Genomic DNA, 23,469 nt, shown 5'->3' on the forward strand with positions numbered 1-23,469 from the left:
TGGCACACGATGTGCCGAATGTAATCGAACTTCCTTTCTAAAAGGCCTCCTCGGGTTTTATCAGCCCTGCGGGGTCACACCTTATTCGTATCTCCCCTAGGAGTGTCGCCGTTTCCTACAACCCTTCTTCGAAATAGATCACTGGAAAAATCATTTACTCAAGCTGTGCAGTTATGAAAACAGCGTTTGCAACAGGGCAGTCACTCTATGATGGTTCCACGATCCCACTATGGTCAAAGGAACGGAAAAAGTGCCGACTCCTGCGGGACGAGCAGACAGGAGATGCCCCGCAGGTCACAGACCGAGGAGATTTTCCGTCTTGCCCCGCGGAAAGCGGCGCTTTTTCCTGTTCCTTTTCTTCATACCAATAGAAAAGAACCATTCTATAATCTTATATTAAATCTGTCTAAGCTTTTTCGACATCCTGTAAAAGATGAAGCTCCTATTGGGCTTCATCTTTTACTAGCGGCTTTTGACAATCATATTGACAGCTTCATTAATTAATTCTTCAGCTGATTCGCCTTCCTCTTTCGCTTCTCTAATGCATGTTTCCAGATTCTTAGCCACAATATATCCAATGGCTCGATCCATAGCTGAACGAGCGGCTGAAAGCTGAGTGATAACATCCTTACAATCTTTATCCTCTTCCATCATCTTTAAGACTCCGCGAACTTGACCTTCAATTCGTTTTAAGCGATTTTTCGTTTCTTGCGGATACTCGTATTTATTTTTCACATCTGCCACATTTATTTCCTCCTGTCTCATTATGGAAAGCTAGTCTTGATGTATACTATAAAATGATAAACATTTATTTTATACTGTATATTATCATAATAGTAAATTTTATTTAAAAAAGGAAGTTCTCTATATGTCCTATATTGACCAATTGAAAAAAAACTACCCCTCGCTTATCGTTTACGAATCAGGTATGGAGCAGCCTGTTGATGATTATCGTTTATTTCGTACAGCTGACGAAGTCATCATAGGAATTGCATCTTCTGATTTACCAGAGAGAGAGTATGCTTTATTATCCGCTTTTCTTCAGCCCGTCGAGTGGAATGAGGGGCACCTGACTGAAAAAGAACGCCAATGGAAAGACTTTATTGACCGTAAGGATGAGCAATTATTAGTGCTTGACCAACCGCTTAAGATTCGTTTTATCCTCTTCTCTATTTCAGATCTATCTACAGACCATGATACGTTTAGAGAAGCGCTGCAAGCCTCTTTCCCTTCTGAGATGCCGCTCATATGGTTAGGGACAACGGAAGGCTTAATTATTGAAGAGTTTTTTGAACCAGAACAGGAGGCCGTCTCACTACACAGTGTAGTTGATGTATTAATGAGTGATTTTTATACTAAATTACATTTTTACATAAGCGAAGAAATGAATGAAATTGACAGTGCACCCGATCATTACACCTGGGCTTATAAATGTTTCTCCCTTTCAAAAAAATATAAGCTTGGCAAAGTGGTGACATTTGATCAAGTCGTACCTTATGTGTTTATAGATGCTCTGCCACAAGAAGAATTAGAAGCTCTGAAGCAAACCATCTTAAAGGAAGTAGCATCAGACCGTGATCTGCTTCGCACGATTAAAGTATTTCTTGAATCAGGCTCAAATACCAGCTTAGCTGCAAAGCTTCTATTTATGCATCGTAATAGCTTACAATACCGAGTCGACAAGTTTATTGAAAAAACAGGAGTCGATATTAAACAATTCCAGCAAGGCTTGATCGTCTATTTACTCTTACTTGAAGTCAGTCTCTAATCAGGGTGCACAAAGAACGACAAAATTCTTTGTGCACTTTGTCCATTTACCTGCTTCCTCAACTCAGCTAGACTATAAACATACAAAAGAAAGCGATTTCACCTGAGGAGGAACTTAAAATGGCAGAGTTAAAGCTAAATAATATTGAAAAAGTGTATGATAAAAATGTGAAAGCGGTAGAAGACTTCAATTTACATATCGGCGACAAAGAATTCGTCGTATTTGTAGGTCCATCAGGCTGTGGTAAGTCAACTACACTTCGTATGATTGCTGGTCTAGAAGAAATTACAGGCGGGGACTTCCTAATTGATGAGAAGCGTATGAATGATGTCGCTCCAAAAGACCGTGACATTGCGATGGTATTCCAAAACTACGCCCTTTATCCCCACATGAACGTATACGATAATATGGCCTTTGGTCTTAAGCTTCGTAAAATGGATAAAAAGGAAATTGAACAACGCGTAAATAATGCAGCACAAATTCTTGGGCTAGAAGCATTATTGGACCGTAAACCGAAAGCGCTGTCAGGTGGTCAGCGTCAGCGTGTTGCATTAGGACGTGCCATTGTACGTGATGCCAAAGTATTCTTAATGGATGAGCCGCTTTCCAACCTGGATGCTAAACTTCGTGTCCAAATGCGTGCTGAAATTCAAAAACTTCACCAGCGCCTTCAAACGACAACGATTTATGTAACGCACGACCAAACAGAAGCCATGACCATGGCTACACGCCTTGTTGTTATGAAAGACGGTCTTATCCAACAAGTTGGAGCACCTAAAGAGGTTTATGATAAACCAGAAAACGTCTTTGTAGGAGGATTCATTGGCTCACCAGCTATGAACTTCTTCAATGCCACTCTGCGTGAAGGCCACGTTGAGCTAGGAGATGTGCAAATTGCCATTCCTGAAGGTAAAATGAAAACATTACGTGACCAAAGTTACATTGGTAAAGATATTATTCTAGGTGTACGTCCGGAAGATATGCACGATGAACAACTTTTTATTGATGCAAACCCGGATAAGAAAATTACAGCAGATATTGAAGTGGCCGAGCTGATGGGTGCAGAATCTTACCTCTATTCTCGTATTGCTGACCAAGAGTTCATCGCTCGTGTTGACTCTCGCTCAGATATTCATGGCGGTGACAAAATTGAACTTGCGATCGACATGAACAAAGTACACTTCTTTGATGCTGAATCAGAACTACGTATCCGCTAAGCTCCCCCTAACACACGGTTTCGGCCGTGTGTTTTTTTATGCAGTCCTTTTTATGTATGGAAATGAAAAAGCTTTTTACAATCAATCTAAAAATAAAAAGAGAAAGGGCGCACCCTTTCTCCTCATTCATTTTATTTACTTTTGTTGTCCACCGAACTGCTGTTCAGCCATTTGTACTAGACGCTTAGTGATTTCTCCACCTACAGAACCGTTAGCACGGGAAGTAGAATCAGCACCAAGCTGTACTCCGAATTCTTGAGCGATTTCGTATTTCATTTGGTCTAGAGCTTGTTGTACACCAGGTACTACTAACTCGTTAGATCTGTTGTTAGCCATGTTGTCTCACCTCCTGTGTTGATAGTAGTATGATCACGGACTACGTTTTTTATCACAGAATTAAGTTGGTAATAAACGGTATTTTTTTACCACCCATGGCTAACAATTGATCGACCTTATGCGTTAGGTTTAGTCATTGCTTTTGGATCAACATATTTCTCAAATTGTTCTTCAGTTAACAGTTCTAATTCCACGGCCGTTTCTTTTAATGTTTGATCTTTTTCAAAAGCTGTCTTCGCAATTTTAGCAGCATTTTCATAGCCAATGTGCGGATTTAAAGCTGTAACTAGCATAAGAGAATCACGCAGATATTTTTCGATTTGCTCATGATTAGGTTCAAGTCCGCTTACGCAGCGCTCATCGAACGACACGATGCTGTCAGCCAGCAGCTGCGCGGATTGTAAGAAGTTGTAAGCAATGACTGGTTTGTACACATTTAGTTCAAAGTTTCCTTGACTTGCGGCAAATCCAATTGTAGCGTCGTTCCCCATTACTTGGGCCGCCACCATCGTAATAGCTTCACTTTGTGTCGGATTTACTTTACCAGGCATGATTGAGCTGCCAGGTTCATTTGCTGGAATTGTAACTTCCCCAATTCCACAACGCGGACCGCTAGCTAACCAGCGTACGTCATTCGCAATTTTCATAACGTCTGCTGCAAGCGCTTTGATCGCACCGTGCGTGTGCACAAGCTCATCATGAGAGGTTAACGCATGAAATTTATTAGGAGCGGAGATAAATGAATTGGATGTTTCTTCATTAATATATTTTACAACTTGCTCTGAAAAGTCTACATGCGCATTTAACCCAGTTCCAACGGCTGTACCGCCGATGGCTAATTCTTTTACATATTTTGTGCTTTCAACGAGCATATTTTCTGTTTTTTCAAGCATACGGTGCCATCCGCTTATTTCTTGTCCTAATGTAAGCGGCGTTGCATCTTGCAAATGAGTACGTCCAATTTTAACGATCTCTTGAAACGCTTCCATTTTTTCTTTCAATGTTTGTTTAAATTGTCCGATAGCCGGCAATAATACTTCTTCTACTTTTCTTACGGAAGCTACATGCATAGCCGTTGGGTACGTATCATTTGAGCTTTGAGATTTATTTACATCATCGTTAGGATGGAGGCGCAGCTCACTTCCCTTTTCTTCAAGCCACGTATTCCCAACATTTGCGATAACTTCGTTAACGTTCATATTCGATTGTGTACCACTTCCTGTTTGCCACACAACTAGCGGAAAATGTTCCTCTAATTCACCCTTTAAAATCAGATCTGCTGCGTAGCCGATAGCTTTGGCTTTTTCATCTTCCAACAAACCCAGCTCAGCGTTCGCTTTTGCCGCACTTTTTTTCAAAATCGCAAAGCCTTCAATGACTTCAACCGGCATTTTCTCTTGTCCGATCGGAAAGTTTTGTTTACTTCGTTGGGTTTGCGCAGCCCAATACTTATCGCTTGGTACTTTAATTTCACCTAATGTGTCTTTTTCAATACGATAATCCATGTGGATCCTCCCTTTTAAATGAAACTTAGATTCCATTTATAATTGTATCAATATTCTCACAAACAATCGATAAGCTTGAATACAATCTTGTCGAAATTTAAATAATCAGAGTATTTACATTATTCAAACTTTGTAGTATTATAGGAATAACTTAAAGAAAGGAGGCAGAAACAGAAGAGTTTTACATATTCCTTTAAGGAGGGTTGGGGAACTTTAAGCTGTTTTTGCTTGATCTTTTTCAATGGGTAAATGGTTAAAAAAGAGCCTTACATAGGCTCTTTTTTATGGATTCGAGGAGTGACAGCATGCCAAATATATGGACACATATTCTTTTTGTTGAAGATCTATGCATCAATATTGAAAGAGATGATCTCTTAGCAACTAGTGAACGCCACCTTTATCTTGGAGCACAAGGGCCAGACCCTTTTTTCTACTATAACTTCTGGCCAAAAATAAAAGATCGTGGGGTCAATGATCTGGGACTTACTTTACATAAAGAAAAATGCGGTGATTTTTTAATCGATTTAATTAAGCAGGGAGCCTCCTTTAAGAATAATAAACAGGCTTATATTCTCGGTTTCGTCAGCCATCATATTCTCGATCGAATCACTCATCCATACGTTCACTACAAAGCGGGATATGAAGGAAATAAGCACCAAGCATTAGAAGTTGCGATTGATACGCTTATGCTGGAAAAACATCGTCATATACAAACATGGCAAACGGCTGTGTCACCATTAATCCGTTTAAAAAGGGCAGAGAGAAAAGAAATCGCCTCATGGCTGAAACCAACCATTGAAAAGCACTATTCTCCTGGACATCTCCCTAAACATTTTATTGAAAAATCCTTTAAAGATATGGCAGTGGCCCAGCGTGTGTTATTTGATCCTTATGGCTGGAAAAACAAATGGCTTGGCTCTATGGTTTCTTCTTTTTCCCACCAGCCGATTTCAGATAGGGCCGACTATTTAAATACAAACCGTTATTCTTGGCGGCATTCAGCTACTTATGAGCCATATAATGAATCGTTTGAGGATTTATATCATCAGGCTTTAAAAGAAGCCTCAACACTCTTTGAAACGATTTTAGATTACTGGTCGCCACAACAGCACACACCTTTAGAAAAAGTAAAAAGTTTAGTACAACACATTTCATACGATACAGGGACACCGTTAGCCGAAAAGCACGATAATTTATATAGTGACCCGATCGTATAACGAGACCGCGCACCGGGTACCAGGTATCGAAATTCACACTTGGCACTTCGCTCTTTTATAGAATTTAGGTACCTGGTACCTTTATGCTCCCACTCTACAATAGAGTTGCTCCACTGTTGCGCTTTTTGACATCCCTGCTTGTTTCTACGTTTTAATCATTGTCTCTAGTTCAGGATCCGTCTGCCTTCTAGCTTCTTCTCTGCCCTTCTCAACATCAACAAACTTTAATAGGACGATGCCCGCGATAAAAAACACAATTAATGACAGTATCCCTAAGCGGCTCGAACCCGTTAGTTGACCGACAAGAGCGAAAGCAAAAGGACCAAAAATGGCTGAAAACTTTGCCGAAATTCCGTAAAATCCAAAAAACTCTGCATGTCGATCTCCAGGCACCATTTTACCAAAAATAGAGCGGCTTAAAGATTGAGCACCTCCCTGCACGAGTCCTACACATATCGCAAGTACGTAAAAATGTAACGCCGACGTCATAAAATATCCTAGAGCCACAATGGCTAGATAAATATATAAAGAGATGGTTAATGCTCGCTTAGCGGTAATCTTACCTGCCAGGAAACCGAAGAAAAACGTACAAGGAATACCGACAAATTGAGTAATAAGTAAAGCAATGATTAATGAATTACTATCTATTCCTATGTCTCTTCCATAGATCGTTGCCATCTTAATAATGGTTGATATACCGTCGTTATAAAGCCAAAAAGCAACTAAGAATAATAAAAGCTGCTTAAATTTCTTTATTTCTTTAAATGTGGTCCTTACCCGGTTAAAGCCGACTCTTACGAAAGAATGTGTCCGCTCCCTCTGCTGGTTGTTTTCTTCTTTTATATTTTTAAATAAGGGGATAGAAAAGATGAGCCACCAAACACCAACAGAAATGAAGGCCAGCTTAGTGCCTGCTAATGAGCTGGGGAGGCCAAACCATTGGTAGTTTAAAATCATTAGTAAATTAATCGCCAGGAGGATGCCTCCTCCGATATAGCCAAAAGCAAAGCCCCAGGAAGACACCTTATCCATATTTTCTTCATCAGCTACTTCTGGTAAAAAAGCATCGTAAAATGCATTACCTCCCGAGAAACCAATGGTGCCGACGATAAGGAGCAGTGAAGCTAATAGATAGTCGCCTTCCCCTACAAATGCAAGAAGTACACTGGCAATCATCCCCATAAAGGCAAAAAACATGAGGAATTTTTTCTTTGCGGCAGAAAAGTCACTGATGGCCCCTAGAATAGGCGCTAATAGAGCTACGATTAGAACGGCAATAGATTGGGAATAACCCCAATAGCTCGCCGCTAATGATTCATCTAAGCCTTTAGCCGCTACGTCGTAATAAAACACGGGCAGCACGGCTGCCATAATAGTAGTGGCAAAAGCAGAGTTACCGACGTCATATAGTATCCAGCTCATCTCTCGTTTCTTTTTCATAAGCTTCCCCCCATTTCCATGTCTTCTTATAGCTTAGCAAAAGAAGAAGAGATATAGAGCGAATTTTTAAAATATTTACATGGTAAGGAGTTTTTTTATGAAAATAGCGATCTTTGGAGCTACCGGTCGTGTAGGATCACGAGTAACTAACTTTGCTTTACAAGAAGGTTTTGAAGTGAAAGCTTTAGTAAGAGATATAGAAAAAGCAGAATCCATGATATCAGGGGCACAATTCATCAATGGAGAGGCGACGGACCTGATTGCTGTGGAACAAACGATTGAAGGATGTGACCTCGTGTTTAGCGCACTAAATACGGATAAAACAGATACTCTTTCGACTGCCAAACCACTTATCATCCAAACGATGTTAAAACACGACATCTCACGAATCATTACAATTGGAACTGCCGGAATTTTAAACAGTCGCTTTGAGAAAGGAAAATATCGCTACCAGTCTAACGAATCGAAGCGTCGATCTACTTTTGCGGCAGAAGAACACGAAAAAGCATATCAAGCTCTGAACAAAAGTACATTAGACTGGGTGATCTTATGTCCGACGTATCTGCCGGACGGTGACTCTGAAGGTAAAGTTCGCTATGAGGAAAATTACTTGCCTGAAGATGGCAAAAAAATCACAGTAACGGACACCGCTCTGTTTGCATTAGAAGAAATAAAAAAAGAGGAGTTTCATCATACGAGAGTAGGTTTAAGTTACTAAAAAATCATTCTGAACATAAATCATCCGAACTGATTTCAATGAATCGTTCGGATGATTTTATGCTTTATTCAGTTCTGGTCCAGCCTCTTTTATTCAGGATGGAAGCCGAAAAATTCTTCTAATGTGCCGCCACTTTCATGAATATCTGTTGATAAATCTTTTCCTACGTAACGTAAATGCCACGGTTCATACTCATAGCCAGTTATATCGCTCGTACCTTCTAAGTACCTTACAACGAAGCCATATTCGTGTGCATGATCCGCCAGCCATTTTCCTTCTTTTGTATCAATAAAGGATTGTTGAAGCTTAAATTCCATCTCGGCTGTCGTTACATCCATAGCTAACCCTGTTTGGTGTTCACTTGTACCAGGGCGAGCGGAGAACTTATCGGCTTCTTCTTGACCTTTTTCCGCTACGTTACTCTCATAAATTTGCTCTTGTGTTTCATACGATCGATAGCCAGAAGTCGCATATAATCTCATTCCTTCTTCATTCGCTGCAGCAAATAATTCTTCCAGGGCTGCTGCTGCTTCAGGCTGCATATACTTCTTCGGCAGATCTTCTTCAAAAGGAAATCGGACATCCGGCTTTACTAATTCTTCAGGCTCATACCCTTCAGGAAGCTTTCGGCTTTTATTAACCACCACTTCGATCAGATCCGGTTGTTCAATAATAGTTAAACCATCTTCATCCACTACTTCATCGAGTTCATTGGCGTAAGCATTCGGATTGGCATCTTCATGTTGTTCCTCTGACTCTTCTTCGCTGCTTTCATTTTCCTCTTCGTTCGTCTTATTTTCCTCTTCCTCAACTTGCTGCTCTTCAGATGAAGGTTCTTCTTCAGAAGGATCATTCGTTTGGTTCGTCCACTCATCTAATGAACAGGCCGTTAAAGAAAGACTTAAAGACAGCAAGAGTATAGTTGGTCGAACTCTCATCACTTAAAACCTTCCTACGTAAAAATATTCTCTCCAACTATAACATTGATGTGAATCATCTGCATAAATATTTTCAAAAAAAGTGCCACTCCTGAGAGAGGCACCTGAATATATTATTCCCATGTATATGGCTGATACTTTAAGCTTAATCGCTCAAATTCTGCACGATCATTATTTGCAATGGCCATATTGATTTCTTCATCTAAGCGTTCTTTATTAAACTGAAAACTTAATTCATCGAGCAAAAGCCTTGAGGCTAATTTAATCCCAAAGGACAATTCTCTTTTTGCAGTAATTTCACGATTTCTAAATCCAGGGTCACGACGCAGCACGTAGATTAATTTTTGCTTTCTCATGAGATTACCCCCTAATTGCTTTTTTTCATTATGAAGGATTTCCTAACTTTTAGCAACAATATTCTGAATATTTAGTTATATAATTCCCGAAAATCTTCATTTTAAACCTCTATAGAGGCTTTTTGCTCGTCCGAATTTTTTTAAAAAAATAAAAGCTCCCTTCTAGTTAAGAGAGCTTCTATCTTTTATCCATTTACTATTTTCCCAGCCACTTCCAACGTGCGATTTACCTGATGACGAACCGCTTGTTCAATATCTTCTTTCATATTACCTTCTCCATCTACACTAACACTTGTTCCGTACGGGTTCCCCCCGGCAGAAAAGATGGAATTATCGGAGTAACCAGGAGCCGCAACTATGGCCCCCCAGTGAAACATGCTTGTATACAAGCTTAATAGAGTGGCCTCTTGCCCACCGTGAGGGTTCTGAGCAGATGTCATAGCACTCACTACTTTGTTGACGAGTTTACCTTGCGCCCATAATCCGCCAGCCTGGTCGATGTATTGCTTCGCTTGTGCAGGAAGTGTACCAAACCTTGTAGGAAAGCTAAAAACCAGAGCGTCTGCCCAATCTAAATCCTCCACTTGCGCTTCAGGTACTTTATCTTTCGTCGCTAAGTAATGTTCTTTCCATGCAGGATTTTGTTCAATAGCTTCCATAGGTGCGAGTTCTGGGACACGAACTAGCTTCACTTCAGCTCCAGCTTTCTGAGCTGCATCTTCAGCCCATTGAGCCATTTGATAGTTCGTGCCGGTTGAACTGTAATAAATAATCGCTAATTTCACATTTGCCATAAAAAAACCTCTCCTTTTTGAGTGTAGTTTCCTTATTGTCTCCACCATAAGATGTCATATTCACATATAGCTTTTACCCTTCTCCTCTATTCCTCAAACTAAAGAATCTTAATTTCGAGATATTTACACAAAAAAAGAACCTTCCCACGAAGGTTCTACATCACAAGGTTTAAGTATGTTGGGTATGTCCAGTATGAATCCTGCCAGCCTTGTTCAATGGCGAGTTCTTCAAATGACAGCGCCCGACTCCCATAATAATAAATGAGCGCTTCTTCTACTTCTTGATGATCGGGGTTGTAAGTAAGGTTTAACGTCTTTGAAAATTTCATTCCTTTGACATAACCTTCAATAATAATTTTTTCTTGAATCATAAATACTCCCCTCTCTGGTCAATATAAAATAAATATAAAAACTTATAAATATGTACCCTAACTCCCCGACCTTTAATCCTATGAGTTGAGTTCATGCAAAGAACCTTACCTTCTACAAGGGATGTGCATTGGGATAGCTTTTTTTCTCTAGACCCACATGGGTTGGGTTTGGTAAGCTTAACCATGCTTTAAGTTACGGAGTGGAGGCGCGAAATGATGGGAGAATATGAAAACTTAAGAAAAGGAGAACGCGGGGCCTGGATTAGTATTATTGCTTACCTTATCCTGGCTACAGTTAAACTCATCGTGGCGTCGATCGGTAATTCAGAAGCCTTACGAGCCGATGGATTAAATAATACAACAGATGTAGTAGCGTCTGTCGCTGTTTTAATTGGATTAAAAATCTCAAGAAAACCACCGGACGAAGATCACCATTACGGACATTTTCGCGCGGAAACCATCGCTTCATTAATTGCGGCTTTCATTATGATGACTGTTGGACTTGAAGTCATTTTTGGAACATTCCAAGATATAATCCAGCAGAAATCAAGTGAACCTTCTTTACTAACAGCTTGGACAGCGTTATCTGCTGCTGTCGTTATGTATGGTGTGTATCGCTACAACTTAGGTCTATCTAAAAAAGTAAATAGCAATGCTCTCTATGCTGCTGCTCAAGATAACCGCTCAGATGCTCTTGTCAGTGTGGGAGCTGCAATTGGAATCTTCGGATCACAATTCGGTGCTTATTGGCTGGATCCTTTAGCCGGTTTAATCGTCGGGTTCATCATTTGCAAAACGGCTTGGGATATTTTTAGAGACTCCAGTCATCGATTAACGGATGGATTTGATGAAGAGGAAATCGAGGAAATTCGCGAACTTATAGAGGCTCACCCCGAAGTATGGGCTGTTCGAGATGTAAAAGGTAGACTGCAAGGCAATCAGACATTAGTTGAGGCGACGATTCATGTGAATCCAAAACTAACAATTGAGGAAGGCCATGAGATCACGGATGAAGTTGAATCCATCTTAGAGAAGAAACTTCACATTTACTACGCTCACATTCATATTGAACCTTATGAAGAATAAACCCTGCTTTTTATTAGTCAAGCACCTAAATGGCAAACATTAAAAAAGAGGTTATGCAACCGCCTGATTCCTGTATTCAAGATAGCTCAGGTAATTTAGTTTTCGTTGAGCTTTTTGTCCTTTTACAGCCATACAAATGCCCCCTAAAAATCGTACGTTGACCCTTTGGTTTTTTTCAACGACTATTTTAAGGGGTGCACTTTATATTTAGGGTAGGTTAAATTTCAGAGTTGATATTCTTTGAAAAAGAAGGGTGCCGTTTGCTGGAACGAAATAAGTGTTTAGGAAACGACTCGCTTCCGTCATGATTCACGGAAAGCACCTCTTTCTCCTGTCCCCCTTTTTCCACACAAAAGTAACGGAACCGTCTCGTTTAACAGCCTTTATTTAAAAAGCAGGGGGCTTATAACTTTTCAATCAATTCGTTAATGTCTTCCCATCCATAAGCTGTTTCTTCATAAGTACCTTGTCCAATTGTTACTTCCTCAGCTTCTACAGGCTTCGCCCCGAGAATTTTATAGAACTTGGCTGAAGGGTTTCTCGTAAGGACCCAAACGAGCAGAGACTCGTAGCCTACTTCTTTCATTGCTTTAGCAAACGTGCTAAGCAGCATACTTCCATATCCCATACGCTGATAGTTATCAAGCATATAAATCGCGTAGATTTCCCCATCATAACTGTATTTCTTCGTTCGTTCTTTTCCTCCTGAAACAAAACCAACCACTTGACCATCGTCGTTTTCTATCACATAGGCAATTTGGCCGTTTATTGGCGATTTTAAGATCGTCTCCCATAAGGCTACACGATTTTCTAACGTAATGTTACTTAAATCTTGTTCATCAATTAAGTCCTTATATGTAGATTTCCAGCTTTGAATGTGAATATTCGCAATTTGTTCCGCGTCTTCAAATTTAGCTACCCTCAGTTGGGCCATCATGACCTCTCCTTTTCCACCTCGTTATGTTTTTATTTTAGCAGAAAAAAAGGCATCACGCTTGTGACACCTCTTTCCATCTTGCCTTATTTAAAAACATTGGAAACTGGCAATTCGGTTTGTATCAATGCCAAAATAATCCCACTGACGTCGGTTAGGCCGCCATCTATACCCAGCTACTGAAGTTCTTCCTATAAATACCGGGTAAAACCAAAAACGCCGTCCGTTGTTTAAGCGAACCCAGGTATAGCGATACAGACAGCCATAGAATGAACCAGGATCTACTGCGTATAAGCCTGGGCCTTGTGCAGAGGGCGGCGGGCTTGGCGGAGGCGGCAGCTGGGGCCCTCCACCAAACGGAGGTCTACCTGGTCCTCCAGGGCCAAACGGTCCTCCGGGTCCTCCGCCTGGACCTCCAGGGCCAAATGGTCCACCGGGTCCTCCACCTGGACCTCCAGGGCCAAACGGTCCTCCGGGTCCCATGCCTCCTCCTGGCCCGCCCTGTCCAGGACCTAAACCAGGATATTGTCCTCCAGGAAATCCATTTTGTCTATGCATAACGTTCCATCCCTTCATGGAGTTTCTTTATACGTTATGCGTAAACCTAATGGGCGTGCTAAAAAGTCATGATAAAAACGGAGGCAATTGCCCCTAACACAACGAGGATAATATTAAGGTTAAGCCAAGCCAACGCGCCTGCAACTAAAGCTGCAATTACTCCAATTTGCGGTGCTTCTGGCTTAACGCTTAGGATCCCAGGGAAAATAAGAGCACCTAAGGCGGCATAAGGAATCGCGTTCAGCCATCGGTCCATCCATTTAGGAAAACGAATTTGATCAACGATGAAAGCTGGCAAAAATCGTGGTACGGCCGTAACGATAGCCATTCCTATAATCATCCATACCATTATTCTTCCTCCTCATCATCTAAAATCCAGATACCGCTTGCTCCTCCAAGGAGAGTCCCAACTACGATCGCCCACCCTTGGCTCATCCCCCAAATCTGGCATACATAATTGATAACCATTGCTGCAAGTGCAATGTAAGCAATTCGATTATTTTTTTTTACAGAAGGGATAAGTAAACCAATGAACATTGCATACAATGCTACCCCCATACTCTCGCTTAAACGTTGGGGTATCACATCCCCTAACACCCCACCAAGAAACGAGCCGCCGACCCAAGACAGATAAGCCGTTAACATTAAAGAAGCATAAAACCATGCTCCGAACTCCTCTTTTGCTTCACGCTTATGTAAAGAAGACATCGTAAACGTTTCATCTGTTAAACCCAGAGACAACGGAACTTTAGCTCTTAATCCAATCGTTCGCAGACGATTCATGAAAGATAAACTCATAACAAAATGGCGGAAGTTTAATACAAAGGTAGCGATAATTATTTCAATAGCTCCTGTCCCTGCGGCTGCCATGCTAACCGCTAAAAATTGCGCGGCTCCTGCAAAGACAAGTACGCTCATTAACGTTAGTTCCATATTTGTCATTCCTGACTGTCCAGCTAACACTCCATAAGTTAATGCTACAGGTATATAGCCTAGCATAATCGGGAATCCAGCCATAATGCCCCGTCTAACCATTTGCAGCCGGGTGTATTGCATCATTTGTGCGGCTTCTGAATTCATTGTCCAAGTCTCCTTCCACCAAATTTCCACTATTATACATGATTCGTTTTTAGTTGAAAATAAATTGACATCTTTTAAATTCTATCTTATGATTTACAATGATTCTTCAGCGCATAAAAGCGTTCAAGCATGAAAATACCATCGTGATTACGCTCATCTCGAAGTAAAGGGTCAAAGAGCAGTTAATAGAGACTGGGCAGCCGCTGAAAACCCAGGCCTTTTTCCCTTGAATGACAAGATGAACATTACGCGTGATCCTTACTATAAAGTGGATGATTTTTATCATCAACTAGGGTGGTACCGCGGAGAACAGCTTCGTCCCTATAAACAGGGGCGGAGTTTTTTATGATTTTAGGGGGTATAAAAGATGTTTCATTTAAGTCCAAAACAATTACCTGGAGTATTCGAGTCCGCATCCTTGCTTCTCGTTATCATAGCCATGATCAGCTATTTTATCATCTGGATTGAAAGTGTGCCTCACGTTCCAATTCTGCTTGGTATTCTCATTGTGATCGCCTATGGATCCATGAAAAAGATGCCTTTTTCCAAGCTTCAATACGGAATGATTCAAGGAGCTCAGACCGGATTAGGGGCTGTGCTGCTATTCTTTCTCATCGGTATATTAATTTCCAGCTGGATGGCCAGTGGAACCATCCCAGCTCTTATGAATGCAGCTTTTACATTAACGGGAGGGCCGTGGTTCTATGCCTTAACATTTGCGATTACCGCAATTGTAGGAGTCGCCCTTGGCAGTTCCTTTACTACAGCTGCCACTGTTGGGGTAGCGGTTATGGGCGTCGCTTCTTCAGGAGAATTTTCTATACCTATTACGGCAGGAGCTGTTGTCTCAGGAGCATTCTTTGGTGATAAAATGTCACCACTGTCTGATACGACTAATCTCTCTTCTACCGTAGTTAAGGTTGATTTGTTTGAACATATAAAAAATATGACGTGGACAACGGTGCCAGCTTTCGTCATCAGCTTTATCTTATTTGCTATTCTTTCTCCTTCTGTTCAATCGCGGAGTGGAGAATTAACATCCTTACAGGAAGAGCTTGTTTCCACGCAGCTTATTCATTGGAGTTCATGGATTCCTCTTGGTGTACTCGTTTTATTAACCATTAGTAAGAAATCAGCATTTATGTCTCTTGCCATCACGAGTGTGCTTGCTACGGTGATCGCAGGATTACGAGGATCAGTAACATGGACAGAACTGTGGAATTCTTGGTTTGGAGGGTTTGTCGCTGATTTTGATCACGAAGTTGTGAATGAACTGCTATCAAGCGGGGGAATGAATGATATGCTATTTACTATAGCTCTCGTCATCCTAGCATTAGCCTTGGGAGGTTTGTTTTTTGTTACAGGGATCATACCTTCCATACTACAAAATGTACAGCACGCCTTAACCTCTGCTCGCTCTGTTACGCTTTCCACCGCCTTCACGGCGATAGGCATCAACTTAGCCATTGGAGAACAATATTTATCCATCCTATTAACAGGAGAAGCTTATCAAGATTTTTACGAAAAAGTAAACTTGGCACGAAAGAACTTATCGAGAACACTTGAAGATGCAGGCACAGTAATCAATCCGCTTGTGCCCTGGAGTGTTTGCGGAGTATTTTTAGCTGACGTACTAGAAGTACCGGTGCTCGATTATTTACCTTTTGCATTTTTCTGTTTACTATCTCCATTATTAACAATCCTTTATGGTATTACAGGAAAAACCTTAACCAAAGCATCGAATTAGCAAACAAGAAACTGGGACATAAGTATAAAATTACTGATATAGTTTATAAATAAATAATTTAAAGCGCGTGAAATCAAGATTTATAAATCTCATTTCACGCGTTTTTTCTATATAGACAGGGTATTGTCCCACTGGCTTCAAAAGAACGGTACGGACTGCGTTATTGTAGATTTCATTGAAAAGATAAAGTCAAAGAACAGGCGCTGATAAAAACAGCCTGTCAAGATATGAAAAAGACTCTCGTCCGTCTACCAAGAGTAAGCGTGATGGAAAGAGCCTTTTTATGACTTAAAGAACTTCCAAGGAGCAATCGCATATCATTCTTAGCCAGACAACGTATAAATAGTTTTAGGAGCAGATATTTGTACATACGAATGGGTTTTAGAATGATCTCTGTTGATGCCACGATGAGCGTTCGGTGGTGACGCCTGGTCGATTAAAACCGGCCACGTCCGGTGCGTCGCGGGAAGAGCGCGAGCCGAAGATCCACTTGGTCAAGTGAACTTCTTGACCAAGTTAGCTGAGGTCGTGCCCGCGGCAAGCATCCACCGACAAGCGATTCGTGAGGCTCATTAAGATTAGACAGACTTTTTCAATGACCTCAAGGGGGCTTCGCTTCTGCCGGCAAGAAAAAAGCTTGCAGAAACATGGATGGTTTATTTTTAAGCTGCGAATAGAACCTTGCTTCCTCATCCAAACTATTCATGAGAAGGAGTGATCAGAGCATGAAGGAAGAACATCACGATCTGCCGCAAGATGGCTATTTTGACATGAGCCACGCCGAAGCAGATGATGTGCTAGAGGACGTTGCATATTATCGTACGTTAATGGCTAATGTGGGCTTTATTGGTAAACCCGGAGCTAAGGAATGGGTCCTTGTGGATTGCGGCATTAATCATTACGCAAAAAGAATTATTGAAGCTGCTGAAAAAAGGTATGGCCCTGTGCCGCCGCAAGCAATTATTTTAACGCATGGACATTTTGACCATATCGGTTCAGCCAAGAAGCTGGCCCAACACTACAAAACCCCCATTTATGCACATGAAAAAGAAATGGATTACTTAACAGGCAAGAGATCTTATCCGGTGGGAAATTCAACAGTTGGAGGCGGATTATTTACCGTGCTCTCACCTTTTTTCCCAACGGAGCCCGTGAACCTTAAAAAATGGGTCCATCCCCTGCCGAATGATGGGTCCATCCCTTTTTTAAATGATTGGCGAGCCATTCATACACCCGGACACACACCTGGACACATCTCCCTATTCCGTGATCGAGATCGCACCTTAATCGCTGGCGATGCTTTCATTACTGTGAAGCAGGAGTCCAGTATGGCAGTTTTCATTCAACATCAGCACGTTCACGGCCCGCCGGCTTATTTCACTCCTAATTGGCCAGAGGCTGAGCGATCCGTAAAAAAACTCGCTGCACTTAACCCTGTCACGGCTTTAACCGGTCACGGCCTCCCTATGGATGGAGAATTACTGCAAGAACAGTTGAGTCACCTTGCGCTCAATTTTAAAGAACTCGCCATCCCTAAAAATCAGAATAAGCTTCATTAAAAGACCGATCAGAATAACTGTCGGTCTTTTTATTCGAAGTGGCGTAGAACACCTTTTATTTTTTTCAATCCCTCTAAAAGCCGTGGACTTGGCCGACAAAAAAGCGATTCTTCTAAAACATGAATCCGATCATTTTGTATAGCTTCTAATTTGCTCCACCCTGGACGCTTCTTCACGATTTCGGGGTTCATTTTCTCTTCCTTTACTCCAACCCATACCATACAAATGTGATCAGGCTGCTTCTTTCTCACATCGTCCCAATCCGTTTGTATGCTTGCTTCTTCTTCATTCGAGTATATATTATATCCGCCGGCTAACTCACTGATTTCTGTTAACCAATTTGCCTTTCCTGGTGTAAAAATGGGCTTTGGCCACCACTCCCAATAAAGAGAAGGTCTTTTGTGACTAGATGCCTGAGCAGCTTTACGATACGTTTCAATCTCTTGTAAAAACTCTATTGATTTTTTATCCCCTAAATCTTTCTGTCCAACTGCTTCTCCTACTTTCTTAATATCCTCTGCAATCTCATCAAGAGATTGAGGGTTAAGCACGATATAGGGAATCTGTCTTGCTTTCAAACCTTCAATATTTTTTTCCATTCCTGGTACGCTTAACGAAGCAAGCACGAGATCAGGACTCAAATTAGCTACCTTCTCCATATCTATAGAAAGATCTGGTCCTAATTTAGGCAATTCGTGAACAGCTTCAGGATAATCAGAATAATTGTCGACACCAATCAACATCCCCGTCAAACCTAGATAAGCTACAATTTCAGTATTGCTTGGGCAAATCGACACAATTCGAATAAAACCACCCCTTTTTTCAGAATCATCTGATGTTTCAATTTCTCTTATTATAGCTTATATTTAGGATAAGGAAAAAGATAGAAAGGGTGAACAGTGTGGCATCAACATTGTTTGATACTTCAAAAGGATTGGTCGAGTATTCTTATATTGGCGATGGGCCCGTCCTTCTGCTTCTTAAAGGAGGTCATTGCACAAGAGATACCGACTTGTCACACAATAGCTTAGTTTACGAAGGGTATTCTTTACTAACCATTTCACGTCCCGGTTATGATTGCACAGAAGTATCAACAGGACGTACACCTGAAGAGTTTGCTAATACCATTATTGAAGTACTTGACCATTTAAAAATTGACCAAGTTACCGTTATTGCTATTTCTGCCGCTGGTCCTACAGGCGTCGCTTTAGCAGCTAACCATCACCAAAGAGTAAACAAATTAATCATGGAAGCTGCCTTGCTTAGTCCCTGGGACAATAAAACCTTGACGCAGGCACGCTTCCTTTTTGGCAGAGGGGAAAAAGCTGTTTGGAAAGGCATCAGAACTTTGCTCAAAGTCTCTCCTAACTTAGCGATTAAACAAGTAATGAGCTCGTTAACGACAGACCCTGTAGAAGATTACTTAAACAAACTTTCTCCCAATGACCGTCGCTTCATCTATGATATGTTGTGGTCGTCTCAATCAGGAAAAGGCTTCTTGTTAGACATCACCCATAACGCCGCGAATATGAGTCAAATTAAAGCTCCTGTCTTAGGTATGTACACCCAAAAGGACCGCAGCGTTGATTATTCTAATGCTGTATTGCTGCAATCCACGGTACCAAACTGCGAGATCTATGAGGTTAAATCCGACAGCCATCTCATTTGGATTGGAGAAAATGCGGCTAATGTGTGGAGAAAACGCCTTGATTTCATAACTCAATAAAGGATAAGGGGGATAAATGTGGACGCCATCAAGATTTCTCATTATAAAAATGAATTTCTTACATTTTATGAACAAGCTTCAAATTTAAATGCCGACCCAGAGGAACGGTTTTATATTTGGAAACAACATTATGGCTTCAACCCTTTTCGAAAAGAAGAGCAGAGGGAACAGTTAGCTAAAGAGATGTTAATCCAAGCTTTTCCCAAGTATGAAGAAGCACTTTGCCATATTAGGGATTTCGAGCCTGATGAAGAGGCGATTTACCACTATGTATCCTGTATTCGAGAACAGCTTCGCACCTTTGAACCTATGCACTTAAACGTTGTTTTCTTTATCGGTGACTTTGATACCGATCCATTTATTGAGAAAGAAGACAACGAATCTTATACTCTCTATTTTCCTATCGAAAAAGAGTGGAGACCCATCTATTTCGTGAATGAGCTCGTAAAAGCTGTTTATCTTAACCAATCAAAAATACACCCATCACAATTAGTCAATATTGCTTTTGTTATCTTTCTTGAAGGGCTGGCTCTACATACGGCAAACCTTGTAGCAGCCTCTGATACCAGTCGAACAAGTCTCTATCCTTGGATGTCAAAGTGCCAGCTTGAACCTACACGAATCATGATGAATATCTTTCCTCATTTACGGCGGTCGGACTATAAAGCCATCTATTCTTTTACAAAAGGAACAGGAGCATCTGGTTATCAGAATGAAGCTGGATTCGTCGGCTGGTGTGTTGTTGAACACTTATTAAGGAGAGGATATACCTTACCAGAGCTGCTCCTTATCCCTGAAGAACGTGTCATTACGCTCATTGAAAAATCCCTTTATCAGGTTATGGAAGAATCAAAATATATTCAATCTCAGGAATAGGGGTTGCATTTCCCTCACAACCTGTTATACTTGTATTAATTATTGTTGTTCGATTCATAACAGAGAAGGAAACGTAATAGTGAGTTCGTCTTGATTGAATATCAGAGCAAGAATAGTAATACAATGTGGAGCAAAGTTCCACGCAGGAGGTATTCTACATGGTAGAAGGTACAGTTAAATGGTTTAACGCAGAAAAAGGTTTCGGTTTCATCGAGGTTGAAGGTCAAGACGATGTATTCGTTCACTTCTCTGCTATTCAAGAAGAAGGATTCAAATCTCTAGAAGAAGGACAAGCAGTTAGCTTTGAAATTCAAGAAGGTCAACGCGGACCTCAAGCTGCTAACGTTCAAAAAGCATAAATAAAAAACTCCCTTAATGGGAGTTTTTTTATTAATTATTGAGCCTAAAACAGATCTTATCATAAAAAAATAGGCACTTACGTAAAATTTATTTCTTAAATAGTATCATTTAAATGATTAATTTGTTATACTATTTATAGTTATTGTTGTTCGGATACGATTCAAAGAAATTGCTTCATAGTAATTTTCGTCTTGATTGTGTGAAGAGCAAGAATAGTAATACATTGTGGAGAGAGTTCCACGCAGGAGGTATTCTACATGGTAGAAGGTACAGTTAAATGGTTTAACGCAGAAAAAGGTTTCGGTTTCATCGAAGTTGAAGGTCAAGACGATGTATTCGTTCACTTCTCAGCTATTCAAGAAGAAGGGTTCAAATCTCTTGAAGAAGGACAAGTAGTAAACTTCGAAATTCAAGAAGGTCAACGCGGACCTCAAGCTGCTAACGTTCAAAAAGCATAATATAAAAAAAAGCTCCCTTTATGGGAGCTTTTTTATTATTTTTGCGAGGCTGGAACATAAGTAAAGCTGGAATGTCAAAAAACGACCTTTTGTATAAAAGCAGATCACTAGCGTAGTCAAAATACCCCAACAGTGGAGCAACTCTATTGCAGCGAGGGAGCATAAGGGTACCAGGTACCGAAAAGCTGTAAAAGAGCGAAGTGCCAAGTGTGAATTTCGGTACCTGGTACCCGGTGCGAGAGGAATCTGAGGCCGCGCCCAAGGAAAGCGAAAGATTTTGACGGAGCGATGGTGTGAAGCCTCATTAACATAAATAATCCGAACTGATTTCAATAGAATCATTCGGATTATATTATGCCTTATTCAGTTTTGTCCCGGGCTGGTTTATTATTCTTGTTCGTCCTGCTCAGTCAAAATAAGTGGTCCATCTTTCGTAATCGCAATGGTATGTTCATATTGAGCTGACAATGAACCATCCAACGTTCGTGCCGTCCAATTATTTTCGTCCATTTTATTAGCGTATGTTCCGATATTAATCATAGGCTCGATGGTGATCACCATCCCCTCTTTCAACCGCGTTCCTTTACCCGCTTGACCGAAATGAGGAATATACGGATCCTCATGAATCGTTTCTCCAATGCCATGGCCGGTAAAGTCACGTACGACTGAATAACCTTCTCCTTCAGCATAGGATTGAATGGCATGGCCGAGATCACCAATACGGTTGCCTACCTGCGCTTGCTCAATGGCTTTATATAAAGCCGTCTTTGTAACATCTAACAAATTCTGCGCCTCTTCACTAATTTCGCCTACAGCATGAGTCCAGGCCGAATCTGCTAACGCGCCGTTTAAATTAACCACCATATCAATCGTTACGATATCCCCTTTGTTCAACTTCTCATCACGTGGGAATCCGTGGCATATTTCATCGTTAATCGAAGCGCACGTTGTAAATTCGTAGCCTTGATAACCTTTTTGTTCACCAGTCGCTCCGTGTTTGGCTAAGTAGTTTTCTACGAAGTTCTCTACTTCCAGTGTCGTAACACCCGGCTTAATAAAGTGACGCAGTTCTTTATGAACATTCGCAAGCAGCTTCCCTGCTTCATGCATAAGTTCTATTTCTCGCTTACTCTTTCTTTTAATCATTCCCGATCCCTCTCTTTACTATCTAAATGCTTCTGCCATCTAGTATCATAACGAAAAATACGACTCACGACTAGTCCGCCACCTTAAATCTCTTTAATTACCCTGGCTGGGTTCCCTCCAACAAACACATTGGAAGGCACTTTTTTTGTAACGACAGCCCCTGCACCAATGACGGCACCATCTCCGATTTTTACCCCCGGGTTAATGACAGCACTGCCTCCTACCCACACATCATCACCGATCGTTATCGGCTTAGCGTATTCAAGACCAGTTGCTCGTTCCTCTTTACTTAAAGGATGAGTAGCCGTATACACTTGAGCATTCGGCCCAAACATAACTCGATCTCCAATCGTAATCGGACATACATCTAGAAATACACAATTGAAATTAGCAAAAAAGTGATCGCCAACATGAATATTATAGCCATAATCACATTGAAACATCGGTTCTACATAGGCCCCTTCCCCACTTGAACCAAATAAATCTTGAAGAATCTGCCTTTGGTAATGACCTTCCGTCACCTTTGAATGATTATATTCATGTAAAAGCTGTCTTGCTCTTTGTCGTTCATAAACTAACTCTTCATCCCAAGACTTATAAAGCTCACCTGCTATCATCTTTTCTTTTTCTGTCATTTGACATTCCCCTTAATTCATATTAATTTTAAATATTCTTCCTTTACTTTATCACATTGATTCGCTAATCTTAGAACAATTAGGAGAGGATGATATGATGAACATAAAAAAACTAACAGGCAAAGATGCCAAAGCCTATCGTGAGTTGAGACTTGAAGCCTTATTAACCAATCCCGATGCTTTTATTACGACCTATGAACAAGAAAAACAAAGACCCAATCCAATAGATTCAACAGCTGAACGATTAGACAGCTCTCAAACGAAGACAGTCGGTGCTTTTGATGGAGAGCAGCTAATAGGTGTAGCTACACTGATTCAGGGCTCACACCCTAAATACCTTCATAAAGGGTCAATTGTCGGCGTATACGTAACAGCCTCTCACCGTCGCAGTGGAACGGCAAATTTACTCATCGAGGAAATCATTCAACAAGCCGCTTCTTTAGAAATAGAGCTCATTCAGATTGCAGTTGTAACAGATAATAAGCCAGCCGTTCGATTATATGAAAAAGCTGGATTTAAAGTATTTGGAACAGAGCACCATGCGATTAAACTTCAAGACCGCTATTTAGATGAGTACTGGATGGAATATTTCATTTCTTCCCCCGAAGGCTGAAACATTTTTACTTTTTAGTCGTATAGATAAG

At 41.0% G+C, this 23,469-nt stretch carries 27 protein-coding genes; 12 read left to right on the plus strand and 15 right to left on the minus strand.

Annotation, left to right across the window (positions count from 1 at the left end; translation table 11 throughout):
• Positions 1 to 462: 462 nt before the first annotated feature.
• Complete coding sequence (locus IEV27_RS06795) at positions 463 to 744, minus strand: metal-sensitive transcriptional regulator (protein ID WP_373868069.1); 282 nt, start codon at positions 742 to 744, stop codon at positions 463 to 465.
• 124 nt (positions 745 to 868) lie between these two features.
• Between IEV27_RS06795 and IEV27_RS06800 the strand changes: the two genes are divergently transcribed.
• Complete coding sequence (locus IEV27_RS06800) at positions 869 to 1,768, plus strand: PucR family transcriptional regulator (protein WP_188376672.1); 900 nt, start codon at positions 869 to 871, stop codon at positions 1,766 to 1,768.
• A gap of 119 nt (positions 1,769 to 1,887) precedes the next feature.
• Positions 1,888 to 2,985, plus strand: coding sequence for an ABC transporter ATP-binding protein (gene msmX / locus IEV27_RS06805; RefSeq protein ID WP_188376673.1), 1,098 nt, complete (start codon positions 1,888 to 1,890; stop codon positions 2,983 to 2,985).
• Between the two features lie 135 nt (positions 2,986 to 3,120).
• On the opposite strand, the gene IEV27_RS06810 is transcribed toward msmX, so the two are convergent.
• The gene (locus IEV27_RS06810) at positions 3,121 to 3,321 is read right to left on the minus strand and encodes an alpha/beta-type small acid-soluble spore protein (protein WP_188376674.1); all 201 of its coding nucleotides are present in this window, start codon (positions 3,319 to 3,321) and stop codon (positions 3,121 to 3,123) included.
• A gap of 116 nt (positions 3,322 to 3,437) precedes the next feature.
• Complete coding sequence (gene fumC, locus IEV27_RS06815) at positions 3,438 to 4,826, minus strand: class II fumarate hydratase (RefSeq protein WP_188376675.1); 1,389 nt, start codon at positions 4,824 to 4,826, stop codon at positions 3,438 to 3,440.
• A gap of 305 nt (positions 4,827 to 5,131) precedes the next feature.
• Here fumC and IEV27_RS06820 point away from each other — a divergent pair, with 305 nt between their 5' ends.
• Positions 5,132 to 6,043, plus strand: a complete 912-nt coding sequence (locus IEV27_RS06820; RefSeq protein ID WP_188376676.1) for a zinc dependent phospholipase C family protein — start codon at positions 5,132 to 5,134, stop codon at positions 6,041 to 6,043.
• A gap of 144 nt (positions 6,044 to 6,187) precedes the next feature.
• On the opposite strand, the gene IEV27_RS06825 is transcribed toward IEV27_RS06820, so the two are convergent.
• Entirely contained in the window at positions 6,188 to 7,483 is a 1,296-nt protein-coding gene (locus tag IEV27_RS06825; protein ID WP_188376677.1) for an MFS transporter, read from the minus strand.
• Positions 7,484 to 7,580: 97 nt separating this feature from the next.
• On the opposite strand from IEV27_RS06825, the gene IEV27_RS06830 reads away from it, so the two are divergent.
• Positions 7,581 to 8,201 carry an NAD(P)-dependent oxidoreductase gene (locus IEV27_RS06830; RefSeq protein ID WP_188376678.1) on the plus strand — a complete coding sequence of 207 codons (621 nt, stop codon included), beginning with the start codon at positions 7,581 to 7,583 and terminating at the stop codon, positions 8,199 to 8,201.
• A gap of 89 nt (positions 8,202 to 8,290) precedes the next feature.
• Here the strand turns inward: IEV27_RS06830 and IEV27_RS06835 are convergent, their stop codons facing one another.
• The 4 genes from IEV27_RS06835 to IEV27_RS06850 form a co-directional block, all read right to left on the minus strand.
• Positions 8,291 to 9,139: a M15 family metallopeptidase gene (locus IEV27_RS06835; RefSeq protein ID WP_188376838.1), complete on the minus strand. Its 849-nt coding sequence runs from the start codon at positions 9,137 to 9,139 to the stop codon at positions 8,291 to 8,293.
• 113 nt (positions 9,140 to 9,252) lie between these two features.
• A complete protein-coding gene (locus IEV27_RS06840) occupies positions 9,253 to 9,495 on the minus strand; it encodes an IDEAL domain-containing protein (RefSeq protein WP_188376679.1) in 243 nt (80 codons plus the stop codon).
• A gap of 185 nt (positions 9,496 to 9,680) precedes the next feature.
• Complete coding sequence (gene wrbA, locus IEV27_RS06845; RefSeq protein WP_188376680.1) at positions 9,681 to 10,289, minus strand: NAD(P)H:quinone oxidoreductase; 609 nt, start codon at positions 10,287 to 10,289, stop codon at positions 9,681 to 9,683.
• A gap of 155 nt (positions 10,290 to 10,444) precedes the next feature.
• The gene (locus IEV27_RS06850) at positions 10,445 to 10,660 is read right to left on the minus strand and encodes a hypothetical protein (RefSeq protein WP_188376681.1); all 216 of its coding nucleotides are present in this window, start codon (positions 10,658 to 10,660) and stop codon (positions 10,445 to 10,447) included.
• A 216-nt stretch (positions 10,661 to 10,876) separates the two neighbouring features.
• Between IEV27_RS06850 and IEV27_RS06855 the strand changes: the two genes are divergently transcribed.
• A complete protein-coding gene (locus IEV27_RS06855) occupies positions 10,877 to 11,746 on the plus strand; it encodes a cation diffusion facilitator family transporter (RefSeq protein ID WP_188376839.1) in 870 nt (289 codons plus the stop codon).
• Between the two features lie 403 nt (positions 11,747 to 12,149).
• On the opposite strand, the gene IEV27_RS06860 is transcribed toward IEV27_RS06855, so the two are convergent.
• From IEV27_RS06860 to IEV27_RS06875, 4 genes are all read right to left on the minus strand, one after another.
• The gene (locus IEV27_RS06860) at positions 12,150 to 12,680 is read right to left on the minus strand and encodes a GNAT family N-acetyltransferase (RefSeq protein ID WP_188376682.1); all 531 of its coding nucleotides are present in this window, start codon (positions 12,678 to 12,680) and stop codon (positions 12,150 to 12,152) included.
• A gap of 90 nt (positions 12,681 to 12,770) precedes the next feature.
• Complete coding sequence (locus IEV27_RS06865) at positions 12,771 to 13,238, minus strand: hypothetical protein (protein WP_188376683.1); 468 nt, start codon at positions 13,236 to 13,238, stop codon at positions 12,771 to 12,773.
• A gap of 58 nt (positions 13,239 to 13,296) precedes the next feature.
• Positions 13,297 to 13,587, minus strand: a complete 291-nt coding sequence (locus IEV27_RS06870; RefSeq protein ID WP_245345294.1) for an AzlD domain-containing protein — start codon at positions 13,585 to 13,587, stop codon at positions 13,297 to 13,299.
• Positions 13,587 to 14,318 (minus strand): AzlC family ABC transporter permease, encoded by a 732-nt coding sequence (locus tag IEV27_RS06875; protein ID WP_188376684.1) that lies wholly within the window; start codon positions 14,316 to 14,318, stop codon positions 13,587 to 13,589. The genes IEV27_RS06870 and IEV27_RS06875 overlap by 1 nt, the downstream gene beginning before the upstream one ends.
• Positions 14,319 to 14,685: 367 nt before the next feature.
• Between IEV27_RS06875 and nhaC the strand changes: the two genes are divergently transcribed.
• Complete coding sequence (gene nhaC, locus IEV27_RS06880) at positions 14,686 to 16,065, plus strand: Na+/H+ antiporter NhaC (protein WP_188376685.1); 1,380 nt, start codon at positions 14,686 to 14,688, stop codon at positions 16,063 to 16,065.
• Positions 16,066 to 16,790: 725 nt separating this feature from the next.
• Positions 16,791 to 17,624 (plus strand): MBL fold metallo-hydrolase, encoded by an 834-nt coding sequence (locus tag IEV27_RS06885; protein WP_188376686.1) that lies wholly within the window; start codon positions 16,791 to 16,793, stop codon positions 17,622 to 17,624.
• A gap of 29 nt (positions 17,625 to 17,653) precedes the next feature.
• Here the strand turns inward: IEV27_RS06885 and IEV27_RS06890 are convergent, their stop codons facing one another.
• Positions 17,654 to 18,430, minus strand: coding sequence for a cobalamin-binding protein (locus IEV27_RS06890; RefSeq protein ID WP_188376841.1), 777 nt, complete (start codon positions 18,428 to 18,430; stop codon positions 17,654 to 17,656).
• A gap of 95 nt (positions 18,431 to 18,525) precedes the next feature.
• Between IEV27_RS06890 and IEV27_RS06895 the strand changes: the two genes are divergently transcribed.
• The 4 genes from IEV27_RS06895 (at position 18,526) to IEV27_RS06910 (ending at position 21,044) form a co-directional block, all read left to right on the plus strand.
• Positions 18,526 to 19,350 (plus strand): alpha/beta fold hydrolase, encoded by an 825-nt coding sequence (locus IEV27_RS06895; RefSeq protein ID WP_188376687.1) that lies wholly within the window; start codon positions 18,526 to 18,528, stop codon positions 19,348 to 19,350.
• Between the two features lie 18 nt (positions 19,351 to 19,368).
• Positions 19,369 to 20,226, plus strand: a complete 858-nt coding sequence (locus tag IEV27_RS06900; RefSeq protein WP_188376688.1) for a hypothetical protein — start codon at positions 19,369 to 19,371, stop codon at positions 20,224 to 20,226.
• A 158-nt stretch (positions 20,227 to 20,384) separates the two neighbouring features.
• Positions 20,385 to 20,585 carry a cold-shock protein gene (locus IEV27_RS06905; RefSeq protein WP_188376689.1) on the plus strand — a complete coding sequence of 67 codons (201 nt, stop codon included), beginning with the start codon at positions 20,385 to 20,387 and terminating at the stop codon, positions 20,583 to 20,585.
• Positions 20,586 to 20,843: 258 nt separating this feature from the next.
• Positions 20,844 to 21,044, plus strand: a complete 201-nt coding sequence (locus IEV27_RS06910; RefSeq protein ID WP_079529279.1) for a cold-shock protein — start codon at positions 20,844 to 20,846, stop codon at positions 21,042 to 21,044.
• A 387-nt stretch (positions 21,045 to 21,431) separates the two neighbouring features.
• Here IEV27_RS06910 and map read toward each other — a convergent pair whose 3' ends face one another.
• Complete coding sequence (gene map, locus IEV27_RS06915) at positions 21,432 to 22,190, minus strand: type I methionyl aminopeptidase (RefSeq protein WP_188376690.1); 759 nt, start codon at positions 22,188 to 22,190, stop codon at positions 21,432 to 21,434.
• A gap of 83 nt (positions 22,191 to 22,273) precedes the next feature.
• Positions 22,274 to 22,825, minus strand: coding sequence for a sugar O-acetyltransferase (locus IEV27_RS06920; protein ID WP_188376691.1), 552 nt, complete (start codon positions 22,823 to 22,825; stop codon positions 22,274 to 22,276).
• A 94-nt stretch (positions 22,826 to 22,919) separates the two neighbouring features.
• Here IEV27_RS06920 and IEV27_RS06925 point away from each other — a divergent pair, with 94 nt between their 5' ends.
• Entirely contained in the window at positions 22,920 to 23,438 is a 519-nt protein-coding gene (locus tag IEV27_RS06925) for a GNAT family N-acetyltransferase (RefSeq protein ID WP_229734865.1), read from the plus strand.
• The last annotated feature ends 31 nt before the right edge of the window (positions 23,439 to 23,469 follow it).

The sequence above is a fragment of the Halobacillus andaensis genome, assembly GCF_014636475.1.
Taxonomy (GTDB): Bacteria; Bacillota; Bacilli; order Bacillales; family Halobacillaceae; genus Halobacillus_A; species Halobacillus_A andaensis.

What these genes read in the sequence shown, in the direction of transcription:
- IEV27_RS06850 (WP_188376681.1), bottom strand. Translation starts at nt 10,660, where the DNA reads ATGATTCAAGAAAAAATTATTATTGAAGGTTATGTCAAAGGAATGAAA.
- IEV27_RS06835 (WP_188376838.1), bottom strand. Translation starts at nt 9,139, where the DNA reads ATGAGAGTTCGACCAACTATACTCTTGCTGTCTTTAAGTCTTTCTTTA.
- nhaC (WP_188376685.1), top strand. Translation starts at nt 14,686, where the DNA reads ATGTTTCATTTAAGTCCAAAACAATTACCTGGAGTATTCGAGTCCGCA.
- IEV27_RS06905 (WP_188376689.1), top strand. Translation starts at nt 20,385, where the DNA reads ATGGTAGAAGGTACAGTTAAATGGTTTAACGCAGAAAAAGGTTTCGGT.
- IEV27_RS06875 (WP_188376684.1), bottom strand. Translation starts at nt 14,318, where the DNA reads ATGAATTCAGAAGCCGCACAAATGATGCAATACACCCGGCTGCAAATG.
- IEV27_RS06870 (WP_245345294.1), bottom strand. Translation starts at nt 13,587, where the DNA reads ATGGTATGGATGATTATAGGAATGGCTATCGTTACGGCCGTACCACGA.
- IEV27_RS06800 (WP_188376672.1), top strand. Translation starts at nt 869, where the DNA reads ATGTCCTATATTGACCAATTGAAAAAAAACTACCCCTCGCTTATCGTT.
- IEV27_RS06865 (WP_188376683.1), bottom strand. Translation starts at nt 13,238, where the DNA reads ATGCATAGACAAAATGGATTTCCTGGAGGACAATATCCTGGTTTAGGT.
- IEV27_RS06910 (WP_079529279.1), top strand. Translation starts at nt 20,844, where the DNA reads ATGGTAGAAGGTACAGTTAAATGGTTTAACGCAGAAAAAGGTTTCGGT.
- map (WP_188376690.1), bottom strand. Translation starts at nt 22,190, where the DNA reads ATGATTAAAAGAAAGAGTAAGCGAGAAATAGAACTTATGCATGAAGCA.
- IEV27_RS06840 (WP_188376679.1), bottom strand. Translation starts at nt 9,495, where the DNA reads ATGAGAAAGCAAAAATTAATCTACGTGCTGCGTCGTGACCCTGGATTT.
- IEV27_RS06855 (WP_188376839.1), top strand. Translation starts at nt 10,877, where the DNA reads ATGGGAGAATATGAAAACTTAAGAAAAGGAGAACGCGGGGCCTGGATT.
- IEV27_RS06920 (WP_188376691.1), bottom strand. Translation starts at nt 22,825, where the DNA reads ATGACAGAAAAAGAAAAGATGATAGCAGGTGAGCTTTATAAGTCTTGG.
- wrbA (WP_188376680.1), bottom strand. Translation starts at nt 10,289, where the DNA reads ATGGCAAATGTGAAATTAGCGATTATTTATTACAGTTCAACCGGCACG.
- IEV27_RS06925 (WP_229734865.1), top strand. Translation starts at nt 22,920, where the DNA reads ATGATGAACATAAAAAAACTAACAGGCAAAGATGCCAAAGCCTATCGT.
- IEV27_RS06810 (WP_188376674.1), bottom strand. Translation starts at nt 3,321, where the DNA reads ATGGCTAACAACAGATCTAACGAGTTAGTAGTACCTGGTGTACAACAA.
- IEV27_RS06825 (WP_188376677.1), bottom strand. Translation starts at nt 7,483, where the DNA reads ATGAAAAAGAAACGAGAGATGAGCTGGATACTATATGACGTCGGTAAC.
- IEV27_RS06820 (WP_188376676.1), top strand. Translation starts at nt 5,132, where the DNA reads ATGCCAAATATATGGACACATATTCTTTTTGTTGAAGATCTATGCATC.
- IEV27_RS06885 (WP_188376686.1), top strand. Translation starts at nt 16,791, where the DNA reads ATGAAGGAAGAACATCACGATCTGCCGCAAGATGGCTATTTTGACATG.
- fumC (WP_188376675.1), bottom strand. Translation starts at nt 4,826, where the DNA reads ATGGATTATCGTATTGAAAAAGACACATTAGGTGAAATTAAAGTACCA.
- IEV27_RS06830 (WP_188376678.1), top strand. Translation starts at nt 7,581, where the DNA reads ATGAAAATAGCGATCTTTGGAGCTACCGGTCGTGTAGGATCACGAGTA.
- IEV27_RS06860 (WP_188376682.1), bottom strand. Translation starts at nt 12,680, where the DNA reads ATGGCCCAACTGAGGGTAGCTAAATTTGAAGACGCGGAACAAATTGCG.
- msmX (WP_188376673.1), top strand. Translation starts at nt 1,888, where the DNA reads ATGGCAGAGTTAAAGCTAAATAATATTGAAAAAGTGTATGATAAAAAT.